The organism is Achromobacter sp. HNDS-1 (assembly GCF_040084795.1).
Classification (GTDB): domain Bacteria; phylum Pseudomonadota; class Gammaproteobacteria; order Burkholderiales; family Burkholderiaceae_B; genus Achromobacter; species Achromobacter ruhlandii.
In genome coordinates this window covers 44,964-62,823 of sequence record NZ_CP157584.1, presented here as the reverse complement: position 1 = coordinate 62,823, position 17,860 = coordinate 44,964, and the positions used below count along the sequence as shown (strand labels likewise).

The following is a 17,860-nucleotide window of genomic DNA, read 5'->3' as shown; positions in this document are numbered from 1 at the left end:
CACATGAACAAGAACCTTTATCGCGTCGTTTTCAACCTGGCGTTGGGCCTGTTCCAGGTCGTCGCGGAGATTGCCCGGCGCGATGGGCCGGGCGCGAGCCGCGCATACGTCGCCGCCGCCGGCAGCAGGTTCCTTGCCACAGTAAGACCCTTGCGCGTTGCGCTGGCGCTCGCGTTCGGCCAAGCCGTCATCGTGCCGCTGGCGAACGCCCAGGTCGTGGCCGACCCCGGCGCTCCCGGCAATCAGCGCCCGACAGTGCTGGAGGCCGCCAACGGCGTGCCCCTGGTGAACATCCAGACGCCGAGCGCCGCTGGCGTCTCGCGCAATACCTACAGGCAATTCGACGTCGACCAGCAGGGCGCCATCCTCAACAACGCGCGCGTCAACACGCAGACGCAGTTGGGCGGCTGGGTACAAGGCAACCCGTGGCTGGCGCGCGGCACCGCCCGCGTCATCCTCAATGAAGTGAACGCCAGCGACCCGAGCCGATTGCGCGGCTACGTGGAAGTGGCCGGCGACCGCGCGCAACTGGTCATCGCCAACCCGGCGGGCATTTCCTGCGACGGCTGCGGCTTCATCAACGCCGACCGCGCCACCCTCACCACCGGCAAGCCGATCATCAACGGCGGATCGCTGGAAGGCTATCGCGTGGCAGGCGGCGCCATCCGGGTCGACGGCAAAGGCATGGACGCCAGTGCCGCCAACTATACGGACCTGATCGCCCGTTCCGTGGAGGCCAATGCCGGCATCTGGGCGCGGCAACTCCAGGTCACCACCGGGACCAACGAGGTCAGCGCCGACCACGGCAAGGTGCAGAAAACCGCCGCCAGCGGCGATGCGCCGGCCTTCGCGCTGGACGTTGGCGCGCTCGGCGGCATGTACAGCCAGAAAATCGTGTTGGTGGGCACCGAGCACGGTGTTGGCGTGCGCAACGCCGGCACGCTCGGCGCTCAGGCCGGTCAATTGGTCGTCACCGTCGATGGCCGCTTGGAAAACAGCGGCACGATGCAGGCCAGGACCCACACCCGCATCGACGCGAGCGGCGGCCTTGCCAATGCCGGCACGGTCAGCGCCGGCCGCGAACTGGCGGTCAGCACGCCGAAGGACATCGACAACAGCAACGGCACGCTCAATGCACGGCGTATCGAGGCCAACGCCCAGTCGCTGAAGAACCGCGGCGGCGCCATCGAGCAGACCGGCACACAGGACATGGCGCTGCACGCCGCGCGGCTGAGCAATCGCGATGGAGGCCGTATCGGGCTGGCGGCAGCCGATACCGGCGCTACGCCGGACAGCGACGGCAACACGGGCAATGGCAGCGCCACGGGCGGAGAAGCGGACGGAAAAGCGGGGGGCACCGGCAGCGGTGCGCCGGCTGAAGGCACCGGCGACGGTGGCCAGCCCGGCGCCGGCGTCGCGCCGCTGGCCAGCGGCGTGCTGAACATCGCGTCCGCGCTGGACAACGACGGCGGTCGCATCCTGGCCGGCGGCGATATCGACGTGACGGCCAGGGCAGGCCTTAACAACGATGGCGGCCATCTTGGCGCGCGGCGGCTCGACGTGAGCGGCGGCGACCTCGGCAACCGCAAGGGCGAATTCAAGGTCGCCGAGGCGCGCATCGCGGCGGGCCAACTCAACAACGATGCCGGCCTGATGCAGCTGGCCGGTCCCGTTGCCCTGAGCGCGCAGGACTTTTCCAACCGCGCCGGCATCTTCCAGCACAGCGACGAGGCCGACACGCACATCAAGGTCAAGGGGCAACTCGACAACAGCGAGGGCACCCTGGCCAGCAATGCGAAGCGCCTGACTCTGGACGCCGGCCAGTTGGTCAACACCGGTGGCCACATCACCCATGCCGGCGACGGAGGCCTGCAGGTCAATGCCGGCGCGTTCAGCGGCGTGGGCGGCGAGACGGCCACGGCCGGTGCCGCCACCCTGCGCCTGGGGGACGGCGACCATCGCAGGGCCACGCTCAGCGCCGCCCGGATCGACCTCGCTGCACTGTCATTCGACAACCGTGGCGGCAAGCTCTTCGCCGGCGGCAACCAGGCCAACCGCATCGACGTGGCCGGTATGTTCGATAACGGCAACGGGGGCACGCTCGCCAGCAATGCCGACCTGGACATTCGCGCCGGCGCCCTCCGCAATTCGGAGGGCGGCATCCTGGAAGTTGGCGACGGCCGCCTCGACATCCAGGCCCAAACGCTGCGCGGCGAGAACGCCACGATTGCCAGCCACGGCGCGTTGAGCCTGAAAGGCGAAACGACCGACCTGACCGGCGCCACCACGCGGGCCAAGGCCATCACCGTCAACACCGGCACGCTGACCACCGCCAAGGGCTCGCTCGTGGCCAGCGGCGGCCAGCCGCTGGAACTCACGGTCCGCGGCGCGATGGACAACCGCGACGGCACTATCGCCGGCAACGGCGCCGTGGATCTCCGCGCCAAGTCTCTCGACAATGCCCGCGGCACGGTATCGGCCGCCGGCACGGACGCGAGCCACTTCACCGTCACTGACCGACTCGACAACACTGACGGCGCCTTGGCCGGCAACGGCGCGCTGGCGCTCCAGGCTGGCGCGCTCATCAATCGTGGCGGCACGGTGCGGGCGGCTGGCGATGCCGCGACCCGCATCGATGTGACGCGCATGCTGGACAACACCGGTGGCGCCCTGGTCGCGGCCGGCGCCGCCATCGTCACGGCGAGCGAAATGGCCAATCTGGGCGGCAAGGTGCAGACGTCCAGCGCCGCCGGCCTGGCCGTGTACATCGGCAGCACGCTGGACAACCGGCGCGATGGCCTCGTTGCCAGCGCCGGCAAGGCCGATGTCAGCGCCGGCTCCTTGGACAACCGTGGCGGCGCGGTCAATGCCGCCGGCCCGTTGACCGCCATTGTCCGAGATGCCGTGGACAACCGGGGCGGTAAGCTGGTCAGCGCCGAAGACCTCGCCGTCAGGGCGGGCACGCTGGTCAACCGTGACGCCGGCCTGATCGTCTCCACCGACGGCAAGCTCGACGTGGATACCCAGGGCCGTATCGAGAACGCAGGCGGCACGCTGCAAGGCGGCGGCGATGTCCGCGTGGCCGCGGCGGGGCTCGGCAATGCCGGTGGCACGGTGCTCGGGGCCAATGTCGAAGTCGATACCCGGCTGGGCTCGCTCGACAATGGCGGCGGCACCATCGCCAGCACCCGCGGCACACTCAGCGCGGACAGCGGCGTCCTGAACAACGCTGGCGGCCTGTTGCAGTCGGCGCAAGGGATGCGCGTGGACACCCACGGCCAGTCGCTGGCCAACACCGGCGCCGGCAACACGGGCGGCGTGCTCAGCGGCGACGCGCTGGCGCTTGCCAGCGGCAGCCTGGACAATCGCGGCGGCATCGTGCACAGCCAGGGCGATGCCCTCATCCGTAGCGGCGGCATCGACAACACTGCCGGCCAACTGGGCGGCAATGCCCATGTCGATATCGCTGGCGCCGCGCTCAGCAACGGTGGCGGCCGGGTCCGGGCAGGCCGGGACCTGAACGTCCACCTATCAGGCGTGGCGGACAACAACGCTGGCCTGATGGCCGCCGGCGACGGGCTGACGGTCAGCGCCGCGCGGATTTTCAACCGCGACACGCAGGGCGCGCAGGCCAACAAGCCCCTCGGTTTGCAGGGCGACAGCGTGGCCCTGTCCGCGAACCGCATCGACAACACCGCCGGCGCCATTGTCGCCGACACCCACGTCGGGATCCTTGGCGCGGGCACGGACAGCGTCCTGGACAACACGCGCGGCACCGTCACCGCCGGCGGCGGCATAGAGGTGGGGGTCAACCGGGCGCTCAACCCGCTCGGCACGCTGCTGGCGGGCAAGTCGCTCAGCGTCACCGCGGACAGCCTGGGCGGCGACGGCAGCCTGCTGTCCAAGGGAGATTCGAGCCTCATCCTCCAGCAGGACTTCACCAACCTCAAGGAGATCACCGCCAACGGTCGCGCGCGCATCAGCACCGCCGGCCTGCTGACCAACCGCGGCCTGCTTCGGGCGGGCGACCTCGAAGCGCGCGGCGCCAACGTCCACAACACCGCCACCGGCGAAATGAGCGCCGGCCGCGCCACGGTCGTTGCGCTCGACACCCTGACCAACCGTGGCCTCATCGACGGCGGCCAGGCCCGGATCGAGGCCGGCACGCTCGACAACGTCGGCACCGGCCGCATCCATGGCGACCACCTGGCCATCAAGGGGGGCACGGTCAGCAACCGCGAGGAAGGCGGCCGCGCCGCCGTCATCGCCGCGCGCGGCCGGCTGGATATCGGCGCCAGCACGCTCGACAACCGCGAGCATGCCCTGATATTCAGCGCGGGCGGCGGCAGCGATGCCTTGAACATCGGCGGCACGCTGGACGCGGACACCCAGGCGGCTGGCCGCGCCAGTCTCATCCTTAACGACAGCGCCACCATCGAATCGCTGGGGGGGCTGACCATCGACAGCGCTCGCCTGCTTAATCGCAACCTGCATTTCCGCACGGAGCTGGCACGGATCAGCGGCCCGACCAGGTATTTGTACATCCAGCCTGAAGGCGATCCCGAAAAACACGATGCCAGCGAATACCGCTGGGAGCACTGGAGCCATGCCAATCGTTATCGCCACAGGGAAACTGGCGCGAAGATTCACGACTGGACCCAATACGACGTAAAGCAGACCGAGTACCAAACGCAGGTGATCGAAAGCGCGCCGGCGCTCATCCGCGCGGGCGGCAATATGACCCTGCGCGGTGACGGGCTTGTCAACGACAAAAGCCGCATTGCCGCCGGCGCCACTCTGCAGGGCGATCTGGATCGCCTCGACAATGTAGCCGCCGTTGGCGAACACGTAATCCACCAGACCGGCACCAGCCAGTACACCTACTCAAGGTGGCGCGGTGGCGGTAGACGCTACCACCAGCGCAAATGGCGCGGAAAGATTGCCTACGCCCCCAAGGACATTGCGACAACGTTCGACCTCAATGTTTCAAGCGTCGCGCAACACGCCGCAGGCGCAGGCAGCGGCTTGAGGGTGACTGACCGCCGGGACCATCAGGTCGGCAGCGCCATCGAGGGCGGCCTCGTCCGTGCCACGGGCACTATCGGCCCTGGACAGATAACGGAAGTCCGGGCTGGCGTAAACAACGTCGACAGTCCCGCCACTGTCACGGGCCCACACGTCACAGACCTCAATGCTCCCGTCCGGGGCCCCGCACAGGGGGTGACAGGTGCTAACAGCAACGCGGTGACGATCATTCGTACGGTCCAGATCGACACAGCCGCACCTGCCAACAGCCTGTTCCGCACTGGCCCCGACGCCGCCGGCTACCTCATCGAAACCGACCCGCGCTTCGCCGACTACCGCAACTGGCTCAGTTCCGACTACATGCTGTCACAGCTCGGCCATGACCCGGCCGCGGTGCATAAGCGGCTGGGCGATGGCTTTTACGAGCAGAAGCTGGTGCGCGACCAGATAGGCCAGTTGACGGGCCGCCGATTCCTCGCGAACTACGCCAGCGACGACGCGCAGTACCAGGCCTTGCTGGATGCCGGCGTCACCTACGCCAAGGAATGGAATCTGCGTCCCGGCGTGGCGCTCAGCGCCAGGCAGATGGCGCAGCTCACCAGCGATATCGTCTGGCTGGTCGAACGCGACGTGACGCTGGCCGACGGCAGTATCACGCGCGCCCTGGTGCCGCAGGTCTATGTCCGCGTACAGCCAGGCGACATCGACGGCAACGGCACCCTGCTGGCCGCCAGCGCCATCGATCTCAACCTGAAAGGCGATCTCGTTAATTCCGGCGCCATTGCGGGACGCGCGGTGGTCAATCTCAGCGGCGACAACCTGCGCATTCTCGGCGGCCGCATCACCGCCGATGCCGTGGCGCTCAGCGCCCGCGCCGACATCGACAGTATCGGCGGCACGCTGGATGCCGGTTCGACGCTGCGGCTCGGCGCCGGACGCGACCTCAACGTGGTCAGCACCACTCGCGGCGGCGCCACGCGGGCCGGACGCAGCGACTTCAGCCGGACCAACCTGGATCGCGTGGCCGGTCTCTACGTCACCAACCCGAATGGCCTCCTGCTGGCCTCGGCGGGGCGTGACGCCAAGCTGATCGCGGCCCGGGTCGGCAACCGCGGCAAGGATGGTCAGACCGCCATGGTCGCCGGGCGGGACCTGACGCTGGGCACCGTCACGATTGCCGAGCAGGAGAACAACGTACGCGATGCCAGCAACTATCTCAGGCAGGGTTACGAGCAGGATGTCGGCAGCACCATCACCACGGCCGGCGACGTGCGCCTGCAGGCTGGCCGCGATCTGAGTAGCACCGCGGGCGCTGTCACCAGCGAGCAGGGGGCCCTGGTTGCCGTTGCGCGGGGCGACGTGAATATCCTGGCAGGCAAAGCGAACCGCAACTGGGCCGAAGGCCATCGCCATTCGTCCAAGAGCCTGCTGGGCTCCAGCACGAAGACGACCCGCGACAGCCTGGAAGAGACCACGGCGCTATCCAGCACCTTCAGCGGCAACACCGTCGCCATCCGGGGCGAGAACGTCACCATCACCGGCAGCAACGTCGTCTCCGATGCCGGCACGGCCATCGTGGCCAACAACAACCTGACCCTCCTGGCCGCCTCCGAAACCAGCCAGGAAAGCCACTTCAAGGAAAACCGGAAAAGCGGCTTCCTCTACAACGGGGGGCTCGCCTTCACCATCGGCAGCCAGATGCAAAGCGGCGACCGCCGGGACGCCAGTACCCATGCGGCGGCCTCAACCGTGGGTTCCACGGCCGGCGACGTGACCCTGGTGGCGGGCGGCCACTACCAGCAGACCGGCAGCCATGTCCTGGCGCCCAAGGGCGGCATCGATATCCAGGCCAAGAAGGTCGATATCGTCGACGCGCGGGAAACCGGCAAGCGCGTGGAACAGAGCAAGTTCCGCCAGTCCGGCCTGACCGTGGCGATTTCCGCGCCGGTGTTGTCGGCCATTGAGACCGCCGGGCAGATGAAGCGCGCTGCCGGCCAGACGAATGACGGACGTATGCAGGTGTTGGCAGGCGCGGCCACGGGGCTGGCGGCCAAGAACGCCTACGATGCGGTCCAGGCCGACCCGCAGTCGGCCGGCGGCGTCAATATCTCGATCACCGTTGGCGCCAGTAAAAGCGACAGCAAATCCACCGCCACTACCGATACGGCGGCCGGTTCAGCCGTGGCCGCTGGCGGCGATGTGCGCATCGACGCCAGCGGCGGGCCGGATTCCAACCTGACCGTGCGCGGCAGCGACATCCGCGCGGGCGGGGACGCCGTGCTCAAGGCCGATGGCGATATCAATCTGCTGGCGGCCAGGAACACCTTCGAAACCGACCGCAAGAGCAGCAGCGTCAGCGCGGGGGTCGGCGTGGCGATATCCGTTGGCCAAAACGGCCTGGCCTTCGGCGCGACCGCCAACGCCAGCGGGGCCAGGGGCCGGGGCGAGGGCAGGGACGTGACCTGGACCAACAGCCACGTCACTGCCGGCGAACGCCTGGCCCTGGAGTCCGGCGGCGACACCCGCCTGCGCGGCGCGGTCGCCAGCGGCAGGCAGGTGGTGGCCGACGCGGGCGGCAATCTCAGCATCGAGAGCCTGCAGGACGCCAGTAGATTCAAGAGCAGCGACACCCAGATCGGCGGCAGCGTGACGGCGGGGGTGGGGTTCGCCGCCAGCGGCAGTTACGCCAGCAACAAGGTGGATGGCGATTTCGCCAGCGTCGTCGAGCAGTCGCGCCTTGACGCGGGCGACGACGGCTTCACGGTCCGCGTCCAGGGCAACACCGACCTCAAGGGCGCGGCCATCGCCTCGTCCGAAGTGGCGGTGAAGCGGAGAGTGAATACCGTGACGACGGGCAGCCTGAGCGTTAGCGACATCGAGAACCGCAGCCGGTACAAGGCGACAGGGGTGAGCCTGTCGGGAGGCTTTAGCGTTGCCGGCGATGACAAGGCGTCCCCCGCGAAGAAAGAAGGCAGCGTCGGTAAGGAAGAAGGCAGCGCCAGCAAGGCGGTTGAGGCCGCGGCCAGCAATGTCGCGGACAAAGGTGACGCCTGGTCGGCGCGGAACTTCGGCAACAGCGTCAGCGCCGGCGCGCCAGGCATGAGCGTGCGCAAGGGCAGTGAAAGCAGCGTGACGCACAGCGGCATCAGCGGCGCGGCCGTGACCATCATCGACAGGAACGCCCAGTGGGAACGCACCGGCAAGACCGCCGAGCAGGTGCTGGCCATGCTGGATCGAGGCGCGCGGGCGGCCGATGGGGCCGGCGGCCTGACGAAAAAATGGGACGCCGACAAGCTGCGCCGGCAAGTGCAGGCCGAAGCGGAAATCGTCGCGGCGTTCGGCCAGCAGGCCGGCGCCGCCATCGAACGCCATGCGGAACAGAAACGCGCGGAACTGCGCCAGCAGATCAAGGCCACGGAAGACCCTGAAAAGATCAAGGCGCTTCAGGCACAGATCAACGAGATCAATACGCAGGAGCGGCTGCTGAACGTGGCGGTGGGCGCGCTGGGCGGCTCGGGCGGCGTGGCGGCGCTGCAAGCGGGTTTGTCGGAGGCGGCCGACCGTATGCGGCGGTACACGATCGCGGATTCGAAGAAGTTCGCGGGGATTACCGATGGCGAGACGACGCTGGATAACAAGAGCGGGGAAAGTGCGGGTATTCGGGGCGATGGGTTTAAGACGGCGGGGACGCGGGTGGTGCTGGATATTTTGTGTGGATCTGCAAATAAACAGTGCAAGACTCAGCACGATGCCAACAACCAGCCCGTACTCGATGAAAACGGCATTCCGAAGCTTGAGTTGGATGGAAACGGGCGCGTCCAGTTTGATCCATCCGGGGCTGAAATGTCGTTGGCCAAGTTTCTCGAATCCGACCCAGGGAAGGAAGTGCCCGGCCCCACAGGCGGAAATCAGGGCGGACCCGGAACACTTCTCGGTCTTGCGTATTCGCCAGGGGGAGTTCTTGATCTTGCACACGAGGCTTATGGCGGATCGCATGACTTCATTGGAGGCACTCTGAGCGGCTTTTACGACGAGCAGGGCAATGCCCGGCGTGGCCTGACGCCCTTGCAGAAAGGTATGTACGAAACCTGGACCGGCATTGCGCTCGTGCCAGCCACTCCTTTTGCGCTATCAGAAGCGCTACCGCCCCAAGCATGGAAAGCGCTGGACATTTTGTTGAGGATGAAACGATGAAAACGATGATCAGACTATTTTTTGTCTCTGTTCTTCTGCTGCCGGTGGCTGGCTGCTACATCACCAAACAGGGGCGGTTATGTGGCATTACGACGTCGCAGAATTCTTGCTACCCGAATACGTATAGAGAGGCAATGTATCCCACTCCTCTTCGAGACTACTGGGTGGGTTCGGATAGTGAATCACGATCACAAGATTGGGTCAGTTGCGGTGGAGACCCTGATGGGTGGTTTCACGCCGCAGATTCAAGGTCAAGGCTTCAGAGTATTCAACGGTGCATGCTAACGAAGAATTATCAGTACATCAGAAAATGCGATAGCGAATTCAGGCGCACATTTCCGTCTTGCGGGGCGCCTTGATAATGCGCTGCGGGCAAAAAACCCTTTTTTGACATGCTTCCAGCTACCTTGTCTGGGTTGCCCTGCATATTTATCTTCTGATATTGAAGCGATAAAAGAGATGACGAAATTATCCTTTCCTCTATTTTTTTCTCTGTTGGCGGCTGGTTGCTGCCCCATACAAGGGCCGAATGCCTGCGCTGACAATGCGCACTGGGATATATATAAAGCGAATCTCCGCGTGGAAGATTATGGATTATTCACGGGCCAAACTGATAAGGCCCGATTGAAGGATTGGAAAGAGTGCGGCGGTGCGAAAGATGGATCGTATGATATTGACGAGAAAACACGAACCCATGAGGAGTATTGGAGAGAGTCGATGGCATTATTCAATCGCATCCGACTCTGCATGGAGGCAAAAAACTACACCTTCGTCGGCGAATGCGATAGCGAATTGAAGCGCGCATATCCGTCATGCGGTGAAGGCAAGGACGTGCCCGGCCCCACTGGCGGCAACCCAGGGCAGGCCTGGAACGCTTCTCGGTTTTCTGTATTCGCCTGGGCGAGTTCTTGACCTGGCGCACGAAGCCAGTGGTGGCTCGCATGACTTGATCGGCGGCACTGTGAGCGGCTTTTACGACGAGCAGGGCAATGCCAGGCGTGGCCTGACGTCTTTGCAGAAAGGTATGTACGAAACCTGGACCGGCATTGCGCTCCTGCCCGCTACTCCCTTTGCGTTATCGGAAGCGCTGCCGCCCCAGGCATGGGAAGCGCTGGACATTTTGTTGAGGATGAAGCGATGAAAACGACGATAAGGCTATTTTTTGTCTCCGCTTTTTTGCTGTCGATGACTGGCTGCTTCTATATCAACAAAAGGGGGTATTTGTGCAGCATCACCGAGTCGCAAACCCTTTGTGACCCCGTGTTGAGCGCGTGGGTTGAGCACGTGGTCCTACCGATGGAGATGTATTGGCCGCTCAATGGCCAAACAGAGGAAGCCCGTTGGGTGGATTGGAAAGAGTGCGGTGGAGATAAAGACGGAAGCTACTATATTAAGGACGAGAGCAAGCTTACTGTTAATGATGAACGGTATCGTAGCGAGACAATGGCATTGCACGATGAGCTTAAACGCTGCATGCAGAAAAAGGGCTACCAGCTTGTTCCCCCGTGCCACCAACTAGAGGAATGCGGTCCACCGCCTCCCGCGCCAAACGGCGGATCGTGGCCAACATGGGCGTCGGACGTGTGGCCGCCGCAATCGCTGGGGGATCGCCCGCCGCCGCGGCATTTTACGCGTCGCGGCAAGGAACGCGTTGAGTAATGGCGCGTGCCAACAATACCGCCGACCTGGTGCCGGCCGTGCTGAATCGAAGAGTGCCGCCGAGCGATGGCGCCGGCGGCCTCGCGACAAGGCCGCGCCCTCGGTGGGGGGTTGCAAGCGCGCGCCGCACCGCGCCGCGGCCCTTTATGCAGGATTTTACTTCTGCGCCAGCATCTGGCCCTTGGCCGTATCGATGTAGCTGCGCGCGCCGAGATAGCGCTTGGACCAGTACGGATTCTTCATCTCGTCCACGCGCACCTTGGCGCCTCGGCGCGGGGCGTGCACGAATTTGTCCTGGCCGATGTAGATACCCACGTGCGAGGTGATGCCGCGCCCGCGGGTGGCGAAGAACACCAGGTCGCCGGGCTTGAGCTGTTTCTTGTTGTTGACCGTATCGCCCTGGGTGCGCTGCTGGCGCGCGGTGCGCGGCAGTTCCAGGCCGGCGATCTCGCGAAACACGTACAGCACCAGGCCGCTGCAGTCGAAGCCTTCGGCGGCGTCGTCGCCGCCCCAGCTGTAGGGCGTGCCGATGGCGGCCAGGCCGGCTTGCACCACGCGTTCGCGCAGGGTGGGCACGGTGGGTTCCTGCGCCAGACTCAGGCCGGACAGGGTGGCGCGGGCTTGTTCGGAGGGGATGGACGCCTGGGCGGCGCCGGGTAACCAGGAGAACGTCAGGGCCAGCAGGGGCGCTGACAGCAAAGCGGGGAGGCGGAAAAAGGCAAAGCGGGCTTTTCGCGTAGGCGGCGTCATTACGTCACTTCAGGAATCGGAGTGGGCGGCATGGCTTCGTCCCGGGGGGACAAGCCGGCGGAAAGGGGGCAGGGGAGGCTTGAGCTTCACGAACTGCCATCGCATTGTAATGGAATAAAGTTTCATTACATTTGTAGTGCAATGCAGCATTCTCGCGTCCCGCCCGTTACCTCGGTCCGTCAGGAAAAGGTAACGGGCGCCAGGCGTGGGGCTTAGAAACTGCCGCGCAGGCCGACCATCACGGCGCGGCCGCCCTCGGGAGCGACGTCGCGCAGCACCGACGTGGCGTAGCGGATGTCCTGGTTGGTCAGGTTGATGCCGCGCACGTAGGCCTGCCATTGCACCGCCGCAACCTTGAAGCGGTAACCGGCGTTGGCGTCCAGGCTGTAGTAGCCGGCGGTGGCTGTGTCGTTGTCCGGGCGGCTGTGCTGGGCGAAGGCCTTGGATACGCTGACGCCGGCGCTGTAAGGCCCATAGCCGTAGTCCAGCGCCACGCGCAGGCGCAGCGGCGGAATGCGCGGCAGCGAGCGGCCGGTGTCGCTGTTGCGGGCCACGGTGTAGTCGCCCGACAGGCCCAGGTCCAGTTTGTGGCCGCCCGATTGCAGCACGCGCGTGCTGCTTTCGGCTTCCACGCCGTACAGGCGCGCGGACACGCCCTGGTAGCGGGCCTCGGGCAGGGCGCCGTCATCGCCGGCCGCGACCAGGTCGCCGTCATCGTTGCGGAAACGGCCGGTGTTCATTTCGGCCAGGTAGTTGGAGAAGCGGCTGTAGAACACGCCGATGCTGGCGCTGTCGGCGTCCTTCTTGTAGCGCAGCGACAGGTCGCCGGACCAGGCGCGTTCCTTGGCCAGATTCTGATCGCCCACCAGGTATTGGCCGGTGGCGGCGTGCGGGCCGTTGGCGTACAGCTCGTAGAAGGTGGGCGCGCGCTCGGTGTAGGCGGTGTTGGCGGCCACCGACCAGGCGCTGTCCAGCTTGTAGATGCCGCCCAGCGAGAAGCTGCCGGCGGTGAAGGTGCGGCGGTTGGAGCCGTCGAAGCGCTCGTTGCCGCCGCCGGGCGTCAGGCGGGTGTGGTCGGCGCGCGCGCCGGCGCTCAGCGTCAGGCGGTCGTTGATCTTCCATTCCTCCAGCGCGAACAAGGCGACGGAATCGGTGTCGGTGGTGGGCACCAGCGCTTCGTCGCCCAGCGCCGAGAAGCGCGTCTGGCCCAGTTGCAGGCCGACCACGCCGCGCAGCGGTCCGATGTCGGCGTGGCGGGCCTCGATGCGGGCCTCGTAGCCGCGGTTCTTGAAGATGGTGCCGGTTTCGCCGTCCTCGATTTCCTTGTGCTGGTAATCGGTATAGGCGAAGTTCATCTTGACGCTGGTGAACAGGCCTTCCAGGTCGCGCAGCTCGCTGGCGAAGCCGAAGCGTTCCTGGCGCATCCTGATGCGCACGTCCGGCTCGGCCACCGAGCCGTAGTTCGAGTCGTAGCCGCTGTAGGACAGGCCGGCGTAGCCGCGGTCGCCGGTCCAGGACATGCCGAGCGCGCCGCCGCTGGCCTGGCCGTCGCTGTTGGGCAGGGTGCCGCGCGGCTGGTCCCGGTCGGGGCCGTCGATCGCGCGTTGCTGTGAAGTGCGGGCGTAGCCGGGAATGCGCAGGTCGCCGGTCTTGCGGCTGAAGGCGTCGGCGTGGATGGCGAAGTTGCCGTCGCCGCCTTCGAGCTGGATCGCGCCGTTGCGGTCGTTGTTGGCGCCGCCGTAGCTGCCGGCGACGTCGCCGTGGATGCCGTCGATGGGTTCGGTGGGGATGCGGTTGTCGATGGTGTTGACCACGCCGCCAATGGCGCTGCCGCCGTACAGCAGGGCGGCCGGGCCGCGCAGGATCTCGACGCGGCTGGTGGTCAGCGGGTCCTGCGGCACGGCGTGGTCGAACGACAGGGACGAGGCGTCGAGTGAGCCGACGCCATTGTTGAGCAGGCGGATGCGGTCGCCGTCCATGCCGCGGATGATGGGGCGGCCCACCATCGGGCCATAGGTGGTGGTCGACACGCCGGGCAGGCCATTGAGGGTTTCGCCCAGGTTCGAGGCGCGCCGCAGGTCCAGGCCGGCGCCTTGCACCACGGTGGATGGCGAGGCCAGCGCCTCGCTGCCCAGCGGGTTGGCGGTGATGATGACGGGAGACAGGGTGGGGGCGTCGGGGGCGGCGGCCTGGGCGCGTGCGGCTTGCGGCAGGGCGAGCAGGCAGGCGAGGGCGAGTGGGCTCAGGGAAAAGGCGCGCAGGGACGAACGCGTCCCCGCGTGGGAAGAAGCAAAAGACATGGTGGCAGTCCTGGTGGCCGCCCGGCGGGCGGCGCGGTTGAAATCGGGCGGGCGGATGTCAGGCCGTGGCGGGCGGCGCGCGCGATTGGAACCAGGGCAGGGCGGCGATGGTGGTGCCGCGCGGGGCCGGCGCGGGCGGCGCGATACGGGGCGCGCTGCCGGTGACGGGGACGAAGGACGCCGGGAGCGTGGCATCCAGCAGATCCCAGATATGGCACAGGTCGCAGTGTCCCGGCTTGTCCGGCGCGTGGGCATCGTCCTGGCCGGAGGCCGGGGCGCCCTGCAGGTGCGACAGCACGTGGCGCACGCCGCCCAGCGGAGACAGCAGCAGGCAGGCGCACAGCCAGCCCAGCGCCGCCCATCGGGCAAGGCGCGGAGCGGGGCGGAGACGGTGAGCCGGCGGCATGGGCAAGGGGGGAATACGAGAAAAACGGAATGATATATTGTTTCTGTGACTGTGGCGATATGTGTCCGCCCCGTCGCGCCGCTCGCCGCGGCCGAATATGACACTTCATGGCGTCCTAGGCTCGGGCATAATCGTCGGCATCGGCCCTCCCGGCTTGATCGCCGAGAGCAGCCGCTGAAAGAAGACCATAAGAAAGCGGAGTCAAGCTCAATGATGAACGCAGTACACCTTTTGTCCTCGATGAACCGGCCCGAGGCGATTCCTTTCGAGCCCTACCACGATGCGGTCGCGGCGGTGGACCGGTTGGCCGAAATCTATGCGCGCAACACGGCCTTCCTGCGCGCCGCGTTCCGCGACGTCCTGAAGGGTTCGTCCAGCGGCCGCGAACGGGCCCGCGCCTACTATCCCGCCATCCGCATCCTGGTCGAGACCTACGACCCCATCGACACCCGCCTGTCGTACGGCCACGTGGCCGAACCCGGCATCTACCAGACCACCATCACCCAGCCGGCGCTGTTTCGCGACTACCTGATCGAGCAGGTCGGCCAGCTGCTGCAGAACCACCGCGTGGCGGTGGAGGTCGGCGAATCCGATTCGCCCATCCCGCTGCATTTCGCCTTCCCCGAGGGCGCGTATGTCGAAGGCGAGCACCTGGAGGCGCTCAAGCGCCCGCTGCGCGACCTGTTCGACGTGCCCGACCTGGCGGTGACGGACGACGCCATCGTCAACGGCTCATGGCGCGGCAAGGACGGCGAACCCAAGCCGCTGGCGCCCTTCACGGCGCAACGGGTGGACTACTCGCTGCACCGGCTGCAGCACTACACCGCGACGGCGCCGGCGCATTTCCAGAATTTCGTGCTGTTCACCAACTACCAGTTCTACGTCGACGAGTTCTGCGCCCGCGCCCGCGCGCTGATGGCCAGCGGCAACGAGGACTACGAGATGCTGGTGGAGCCGGGCAACCGCATCACCCGCCGCGGCGAATCCGGCCCGGCCGACGACGGCCAGGCGCAGCGCCTGCCGCAGATGCCGGCCTACCATCTGGTGCGCGGCGACCATTCCGGCATCACGCTGGTGAACATCGGCGTGGGGCCGTCCAACGCCAAGACCATCACCGACCACATCGCGGTGCTGCGCCCGCACGCCTGGCTGATGCTGGGCCACTGCGCCGGCCTGCGCGATTCGCAGCGCCTGGGCGACTACGTGCTGGCTCACGGCTATGTGCGCGAAGACCACGTGCTGGATGACGACCTGCCCACCTGGGTGCCAGTGCCGGCGCTGGCCGAGGTGCAGGTGGCGCTGGAGCAGGCGGTGGAAGAGGTGGCCGGGCTGTCCGGCTGGGACCTCAAGCGCATCATGCGCACTGGCACCGTGGCCACCATCGACAACCGCAACTGGGAATTGCGCGACCACGTCGAGCTGGTCGAGCGCTTCGCGCAGTCGCGCGCCATCGCGCTGGACATGGAGTCCGCCACCATCGCCGCCAACGGCTTCCGCTTCCGCGTGCCGTACGGCACGCTGCTGTGCGTGTCCGACAAGCCGCTGCATGGCGAACTCAAGCTGCCGGGCATGGCCAGCGCGTTCTACCGCCGCCAGGTCAACCAGCACCTGGAAATCGGCATCCGGGCGCTGGAGCGCTTGCGCGACATGCCGCCTGAGCGGCTGCATTCGCGCAAGTTGCGCACCTTCATGGAAACGGCGTTTCAATAGACCCGTAGCAGGGATATCCGGGGCGGGGACGGATCCTCGCCCGCCTTCGGCCGTTTCGACGGCCGGGGGCAGTTGCGCTATGCTCGCGCGTTGCGTGGAAATCCCACGGCGCCCGGGGGCACAATCCGCGGGGGCTTTTTCGCTCTGAAGGAACACGACTTTGGCATTGATGGAACACGACCCGCACCGCGACGGCGGCAAGAAAGGGACGACGGAACCGTCCGAATTGCGCCGCGCCCTGTCCGCGCGCCACCTGACGATGATCGCGGTGGGCGGCTCCATCGGGACGGGCCTGTTCGTGGCCTCCGGCGCCACCATTGCCCAGGCCGGACCGGGCGGGGCGTTGCTGGGCTATGTGCTGATCGGCGTGATGGTCTATTTCCTGATGACCAGCCTGGGTGAACTGGCCGCCGCGATGCCGGTATCCGGGTCGTTCTCGACCTACGGCGCGCGCTACGTCGAAGACGGCTTCGGCTTCGCGCTGGGCTGGAACTACTGGTACAACTGGGCCGTCACGGTGGCGGTGGACCTGGTGGCCGCGCAGCTGGTGATGGCGTATTGGTTTCCGGACGTGCCGGGGGTGTACTGGAGCGCCTTGTTCCTGGCCATCACCTTCGGCCTGAACGCGCTGTCGGCGCGCGGTTTCGGCGAGGCCGAGTTCTGGTTCGCGCTGATCAAGGTGATCGCGGTGCTGGCGTTCGTCGCCATGGGCGTGATGATGCTGCTGGGCATCATCCGCGGCGGCGAGGATGGCGGCGTGGCCAACTGGACGGTGGGCGACGCGCCGTTTGCCGGCGGTTTCGCGGCGTTGATCGGGGTGGCCATGGTGGTGGGATTTTCGTTCCAGGGCACCGAACTCATCGGCATCGCCGCGGGCGAATCCAAGGACCCGGCGCGCAACCTGCCGCGCGCCGTGCGCCAGGTGTTCTGGCGCATCCTGCTGTTCTACGTGATGGCGATCCTGGTGATCGGCCTGCTGATCCCCTATACCGACCCGCACCTGCTGCGCAACGACGTCACCGACGTCAGCGTCAGTCCGTTCGCGCTGATCTTCGAGCGCGCCGGGCTGCTGGCGGCGGCCTCGATCATGAACGCGGTGGTGCTGACCTCGGTGCTGTCGGCCGGCAATTCCGGCATGTACGCGGCCACCCGCATGCTCTACAGCCTGGCGCGTGACGGCAAGGCGCCGCGTATTTTCGGCCGGGTGGCGCGCAACGGCGTGCCGCTGTGGGCGCTGCTGGCCACCACCGTGGTGGCGGCGCTTTGCTTCTTCTCGTTCATCTTCAGTCCCAAGGCGGTCTATATCTGGCTGCTGAACACCTCGGGCATGACCGGCTTCATCGCCTGGCTGGGCATTGCCATCAGCCATTACCGGTTCCGCCGTGGCTACGTCAAGCAGGGCCGCAACCTGGCCGACCTGCCGTACGTGTCGCCGTTCTTCCCGTTCGGCCCGATCTTCGCTTTCGTGCTGTGCCTGGTCATCACGCTGGGGCAGAACTACCAGGCCTTCCTGGAGCATCGGATCGACTGGGGCGGCGTGGCCGCCACCTATATCGGCATTCCCCTGTTTCTGCTGATCTGGCTGGGCTACCGGCTGGTCAAGGGTTCGCGCTTTGTCAGCTACAAGGACATGACGTTCCCGGACGCCCGGGCGCGCAGCGCCTACCTGGATTCGGCCCTGCGCGGCGAGCCCGCCACGGTCGGGCCGGAGACGGCGACAGCGCCCGGTACCAACGCGCGATGAGAAAAGGCCGCGGAACTCCGCGGCCTTCTTGCATCCGGCCAAGGCCGCCGCAGTGATTGCGGCGGCCTTGGC

General features: G+C 66.5%; 9 protein-coding genes. 6 read left to right on the top strand and 3 right to left on the bottom strand.

The features are described from left to right. The first annotated feature begins 3 nt into the window (after positions 1-3). From ABFG95_RS00205 to ABFG95_RS00190, 4 genes are all read left to right on the top strand, one after another. Positions 4-9,219 carry a hemagglutinin repeat-containing protein gene (locus ABFG95_RS00205; RefSeq protein WP_348995266.1) on the top strand — a complete coding sequence of 3,072 codons (9,216 nt, stop codon included), beginning with the start codon at positions 4-6 and terminating at the stop codon, positions 9,217-9,219. 459 nt (positions 9,220-9,678) lie between these two features. Beyond that, positions 9,679-10,131: a hypothetical protein gene (locus tag ABFG95_RS00200; protein WP_144655042.1), complete on the top strand. Its 453-nt coding sequence runs from the start codon at positions 9,679-9,681 to the stop codon at positions 10,129-10,131. A 34-nt stretch (positions 10,132-10,165) separates the two neighbouring features. Continuing rightward, entirely contained in the window at positions 10,166-10,360 is a 195-nt protein-coding gene (locus ABFG95_RS00195; protein ID WP_336727800.1) for a hypothetical protein, read from the top strand. Then, positions 10,357-10,878 (top strand): hypothetical protein, encoded by a 522-nt coding sequence (locus tag ABFG95_RS00190; RefSeq protein ID WP_144419127.1) that lies wholly within the window; start codon positions 10,357-10,359, stop codon positions 10,876-10,878. Before ABFG95_RS00195 ends, ABFG95_RS00190 begins: the two co-directional genes overlap by 4 nt. 156 nt (positions 10,879-11,034) lie before the next feature. On the opposite strand, the gene ABFG95_RS00185 is transcribed toward ABFG95_RS00190, so the two are convergent. The 3 genes from ABFG95_RS00185 to ABFG95_RS00175 all read right to left on the bottom strand — a co-directional run bounded on the left by ABFG95_RS00185 (position 11,035) and on the right by ABFG95_RS00175 (position 14,334). Then, a complete protein-coding gene (locus ABFG95_RS00185) occupies positions 11,035-11,628 on the bottom strand; it encodes a C40 family peptidase (protein WP_054416668.1) in 594 nt (197 codons plus the stop codon). 212 nt (positions 11,629-11,840) lie between these two features. Continuing rightward, positions 11,841-13,928: a TonB-dependent receptor gene (locus ABFG95_RS00180; protein WP_348995265.1), complete on the bottom strand. Its 2,088-nt coding sequence runs from the start codon at positions 13,926-13,928 to the stop codon at positions 11,841-11,843. 58 nt (positions 13,929-13,986) lie between these two features. Further along, positions 13,987-14,334 (bottom strand): hypothetical protein, encoded by a 348-nt coding sequence (locus ABFG95_RS00175; RefSeq protein WP_348995264.1) that lies wholly within the window; start codon positions 14,332-14,334, stop codon positions 13,987-13,989. 213 nt (positions 14,335-14,547) lie between these two features. Here ABFG95_RS00175 and ABFG95_RS00170 point away from each other — a divergent pair, with 213 nt between their 5' ends. Together ABFG95_RS00170 and ABFG95_RS00165 are read left to right on the top strand one after the other, a co-directional pair. After that, complete coding sequence (locus ABFG95_RS00170; RefSeq protein ID WP_348996072.1) at positions 14,548-16,044, top strand: AMP nucleosidase; 1,497 nt, start codon at positions 14,548-14,550, stop codon at positions 16,042-16,044. 169 nt (positions 16,045-16,213) lie between these two features. Continuing rightward, on the top strand, positions 16,214-17,788 hold the full coding sequence (locus ABFG95_RS00165; protein ID WP_063581706.1) for an amino acid permease: 1,575 nt from the start codon (positions 16,214-16,216) through the stop codon (positions 17,786-17,788). Positions 17,789-17,860: the final 72 nt, after the last annotated feature.

What these genes read in the sequence shown, in the direction of transcription:
- ABFG95_RS00200 (WP_144655042.1), top strand. Translation starts at nt 9,679, where the DNA reads ATGACGAAATTATCCTTTCCTCTATTTTTTTCTCTGTTGGCGGCTGGT.
- ABFG95_RS00205 (WP_348995266.1), top strand. Translation starts at nt 4, where the DNA reads ATGAACAAGAACCTTTATCGCGTCGTTTTCAACCTGGCGTTGGGCCTG.
- ABFG95_RS00185 (WP_054416668.1), bottom strand. Translation starts at nt 11,628, where the DNA reads ATGACGCCGCCTACGCGAAAAGCCCGCTTTGCCTTTTTCCGCCTCCCC.
- ABFG95_RS00175 (WP_348995264.1), bottom strand. Translation starts at nt 14,334, where the DNA reads ATGCCGCCGGCTCACCGTCTCCGCCCCGCTCCGCGCCTTGCCCGATGG.
- ABFG95_RS00165 (WP_063581706.1), top strand. Translation starts at nt 16,214, where the DNA reads ATGGAACACGACCCGCACCGCGACGGCGGCAAGAAAGGGACGACGGAA.
- ABFG95_RS00190 (WP_144419127.1), top strand. Translation starts at nt 10,357, where the DNA reads ATGAAAACGACGATAAGGCTATTTTTTGTCTCCGCTTTTTTGCTGTCG.
- ABFG95_RS00170 (WP_348996072.1), top strand. Translation starts at nt 14,548, where the DNA reads ATGAACGCAGTACACCTTTTGTCCTCGATGAACCGGCCCGAGGCGATT.
- ABFG95_RS00180 (WP_348995265.1), bottom strand. Translation starts at nt 13,928, where the DNA reads ATGTCTTTTGCTTCTTCCCACGCGGGGACGCGTTCGTCCCTGCGCGCC.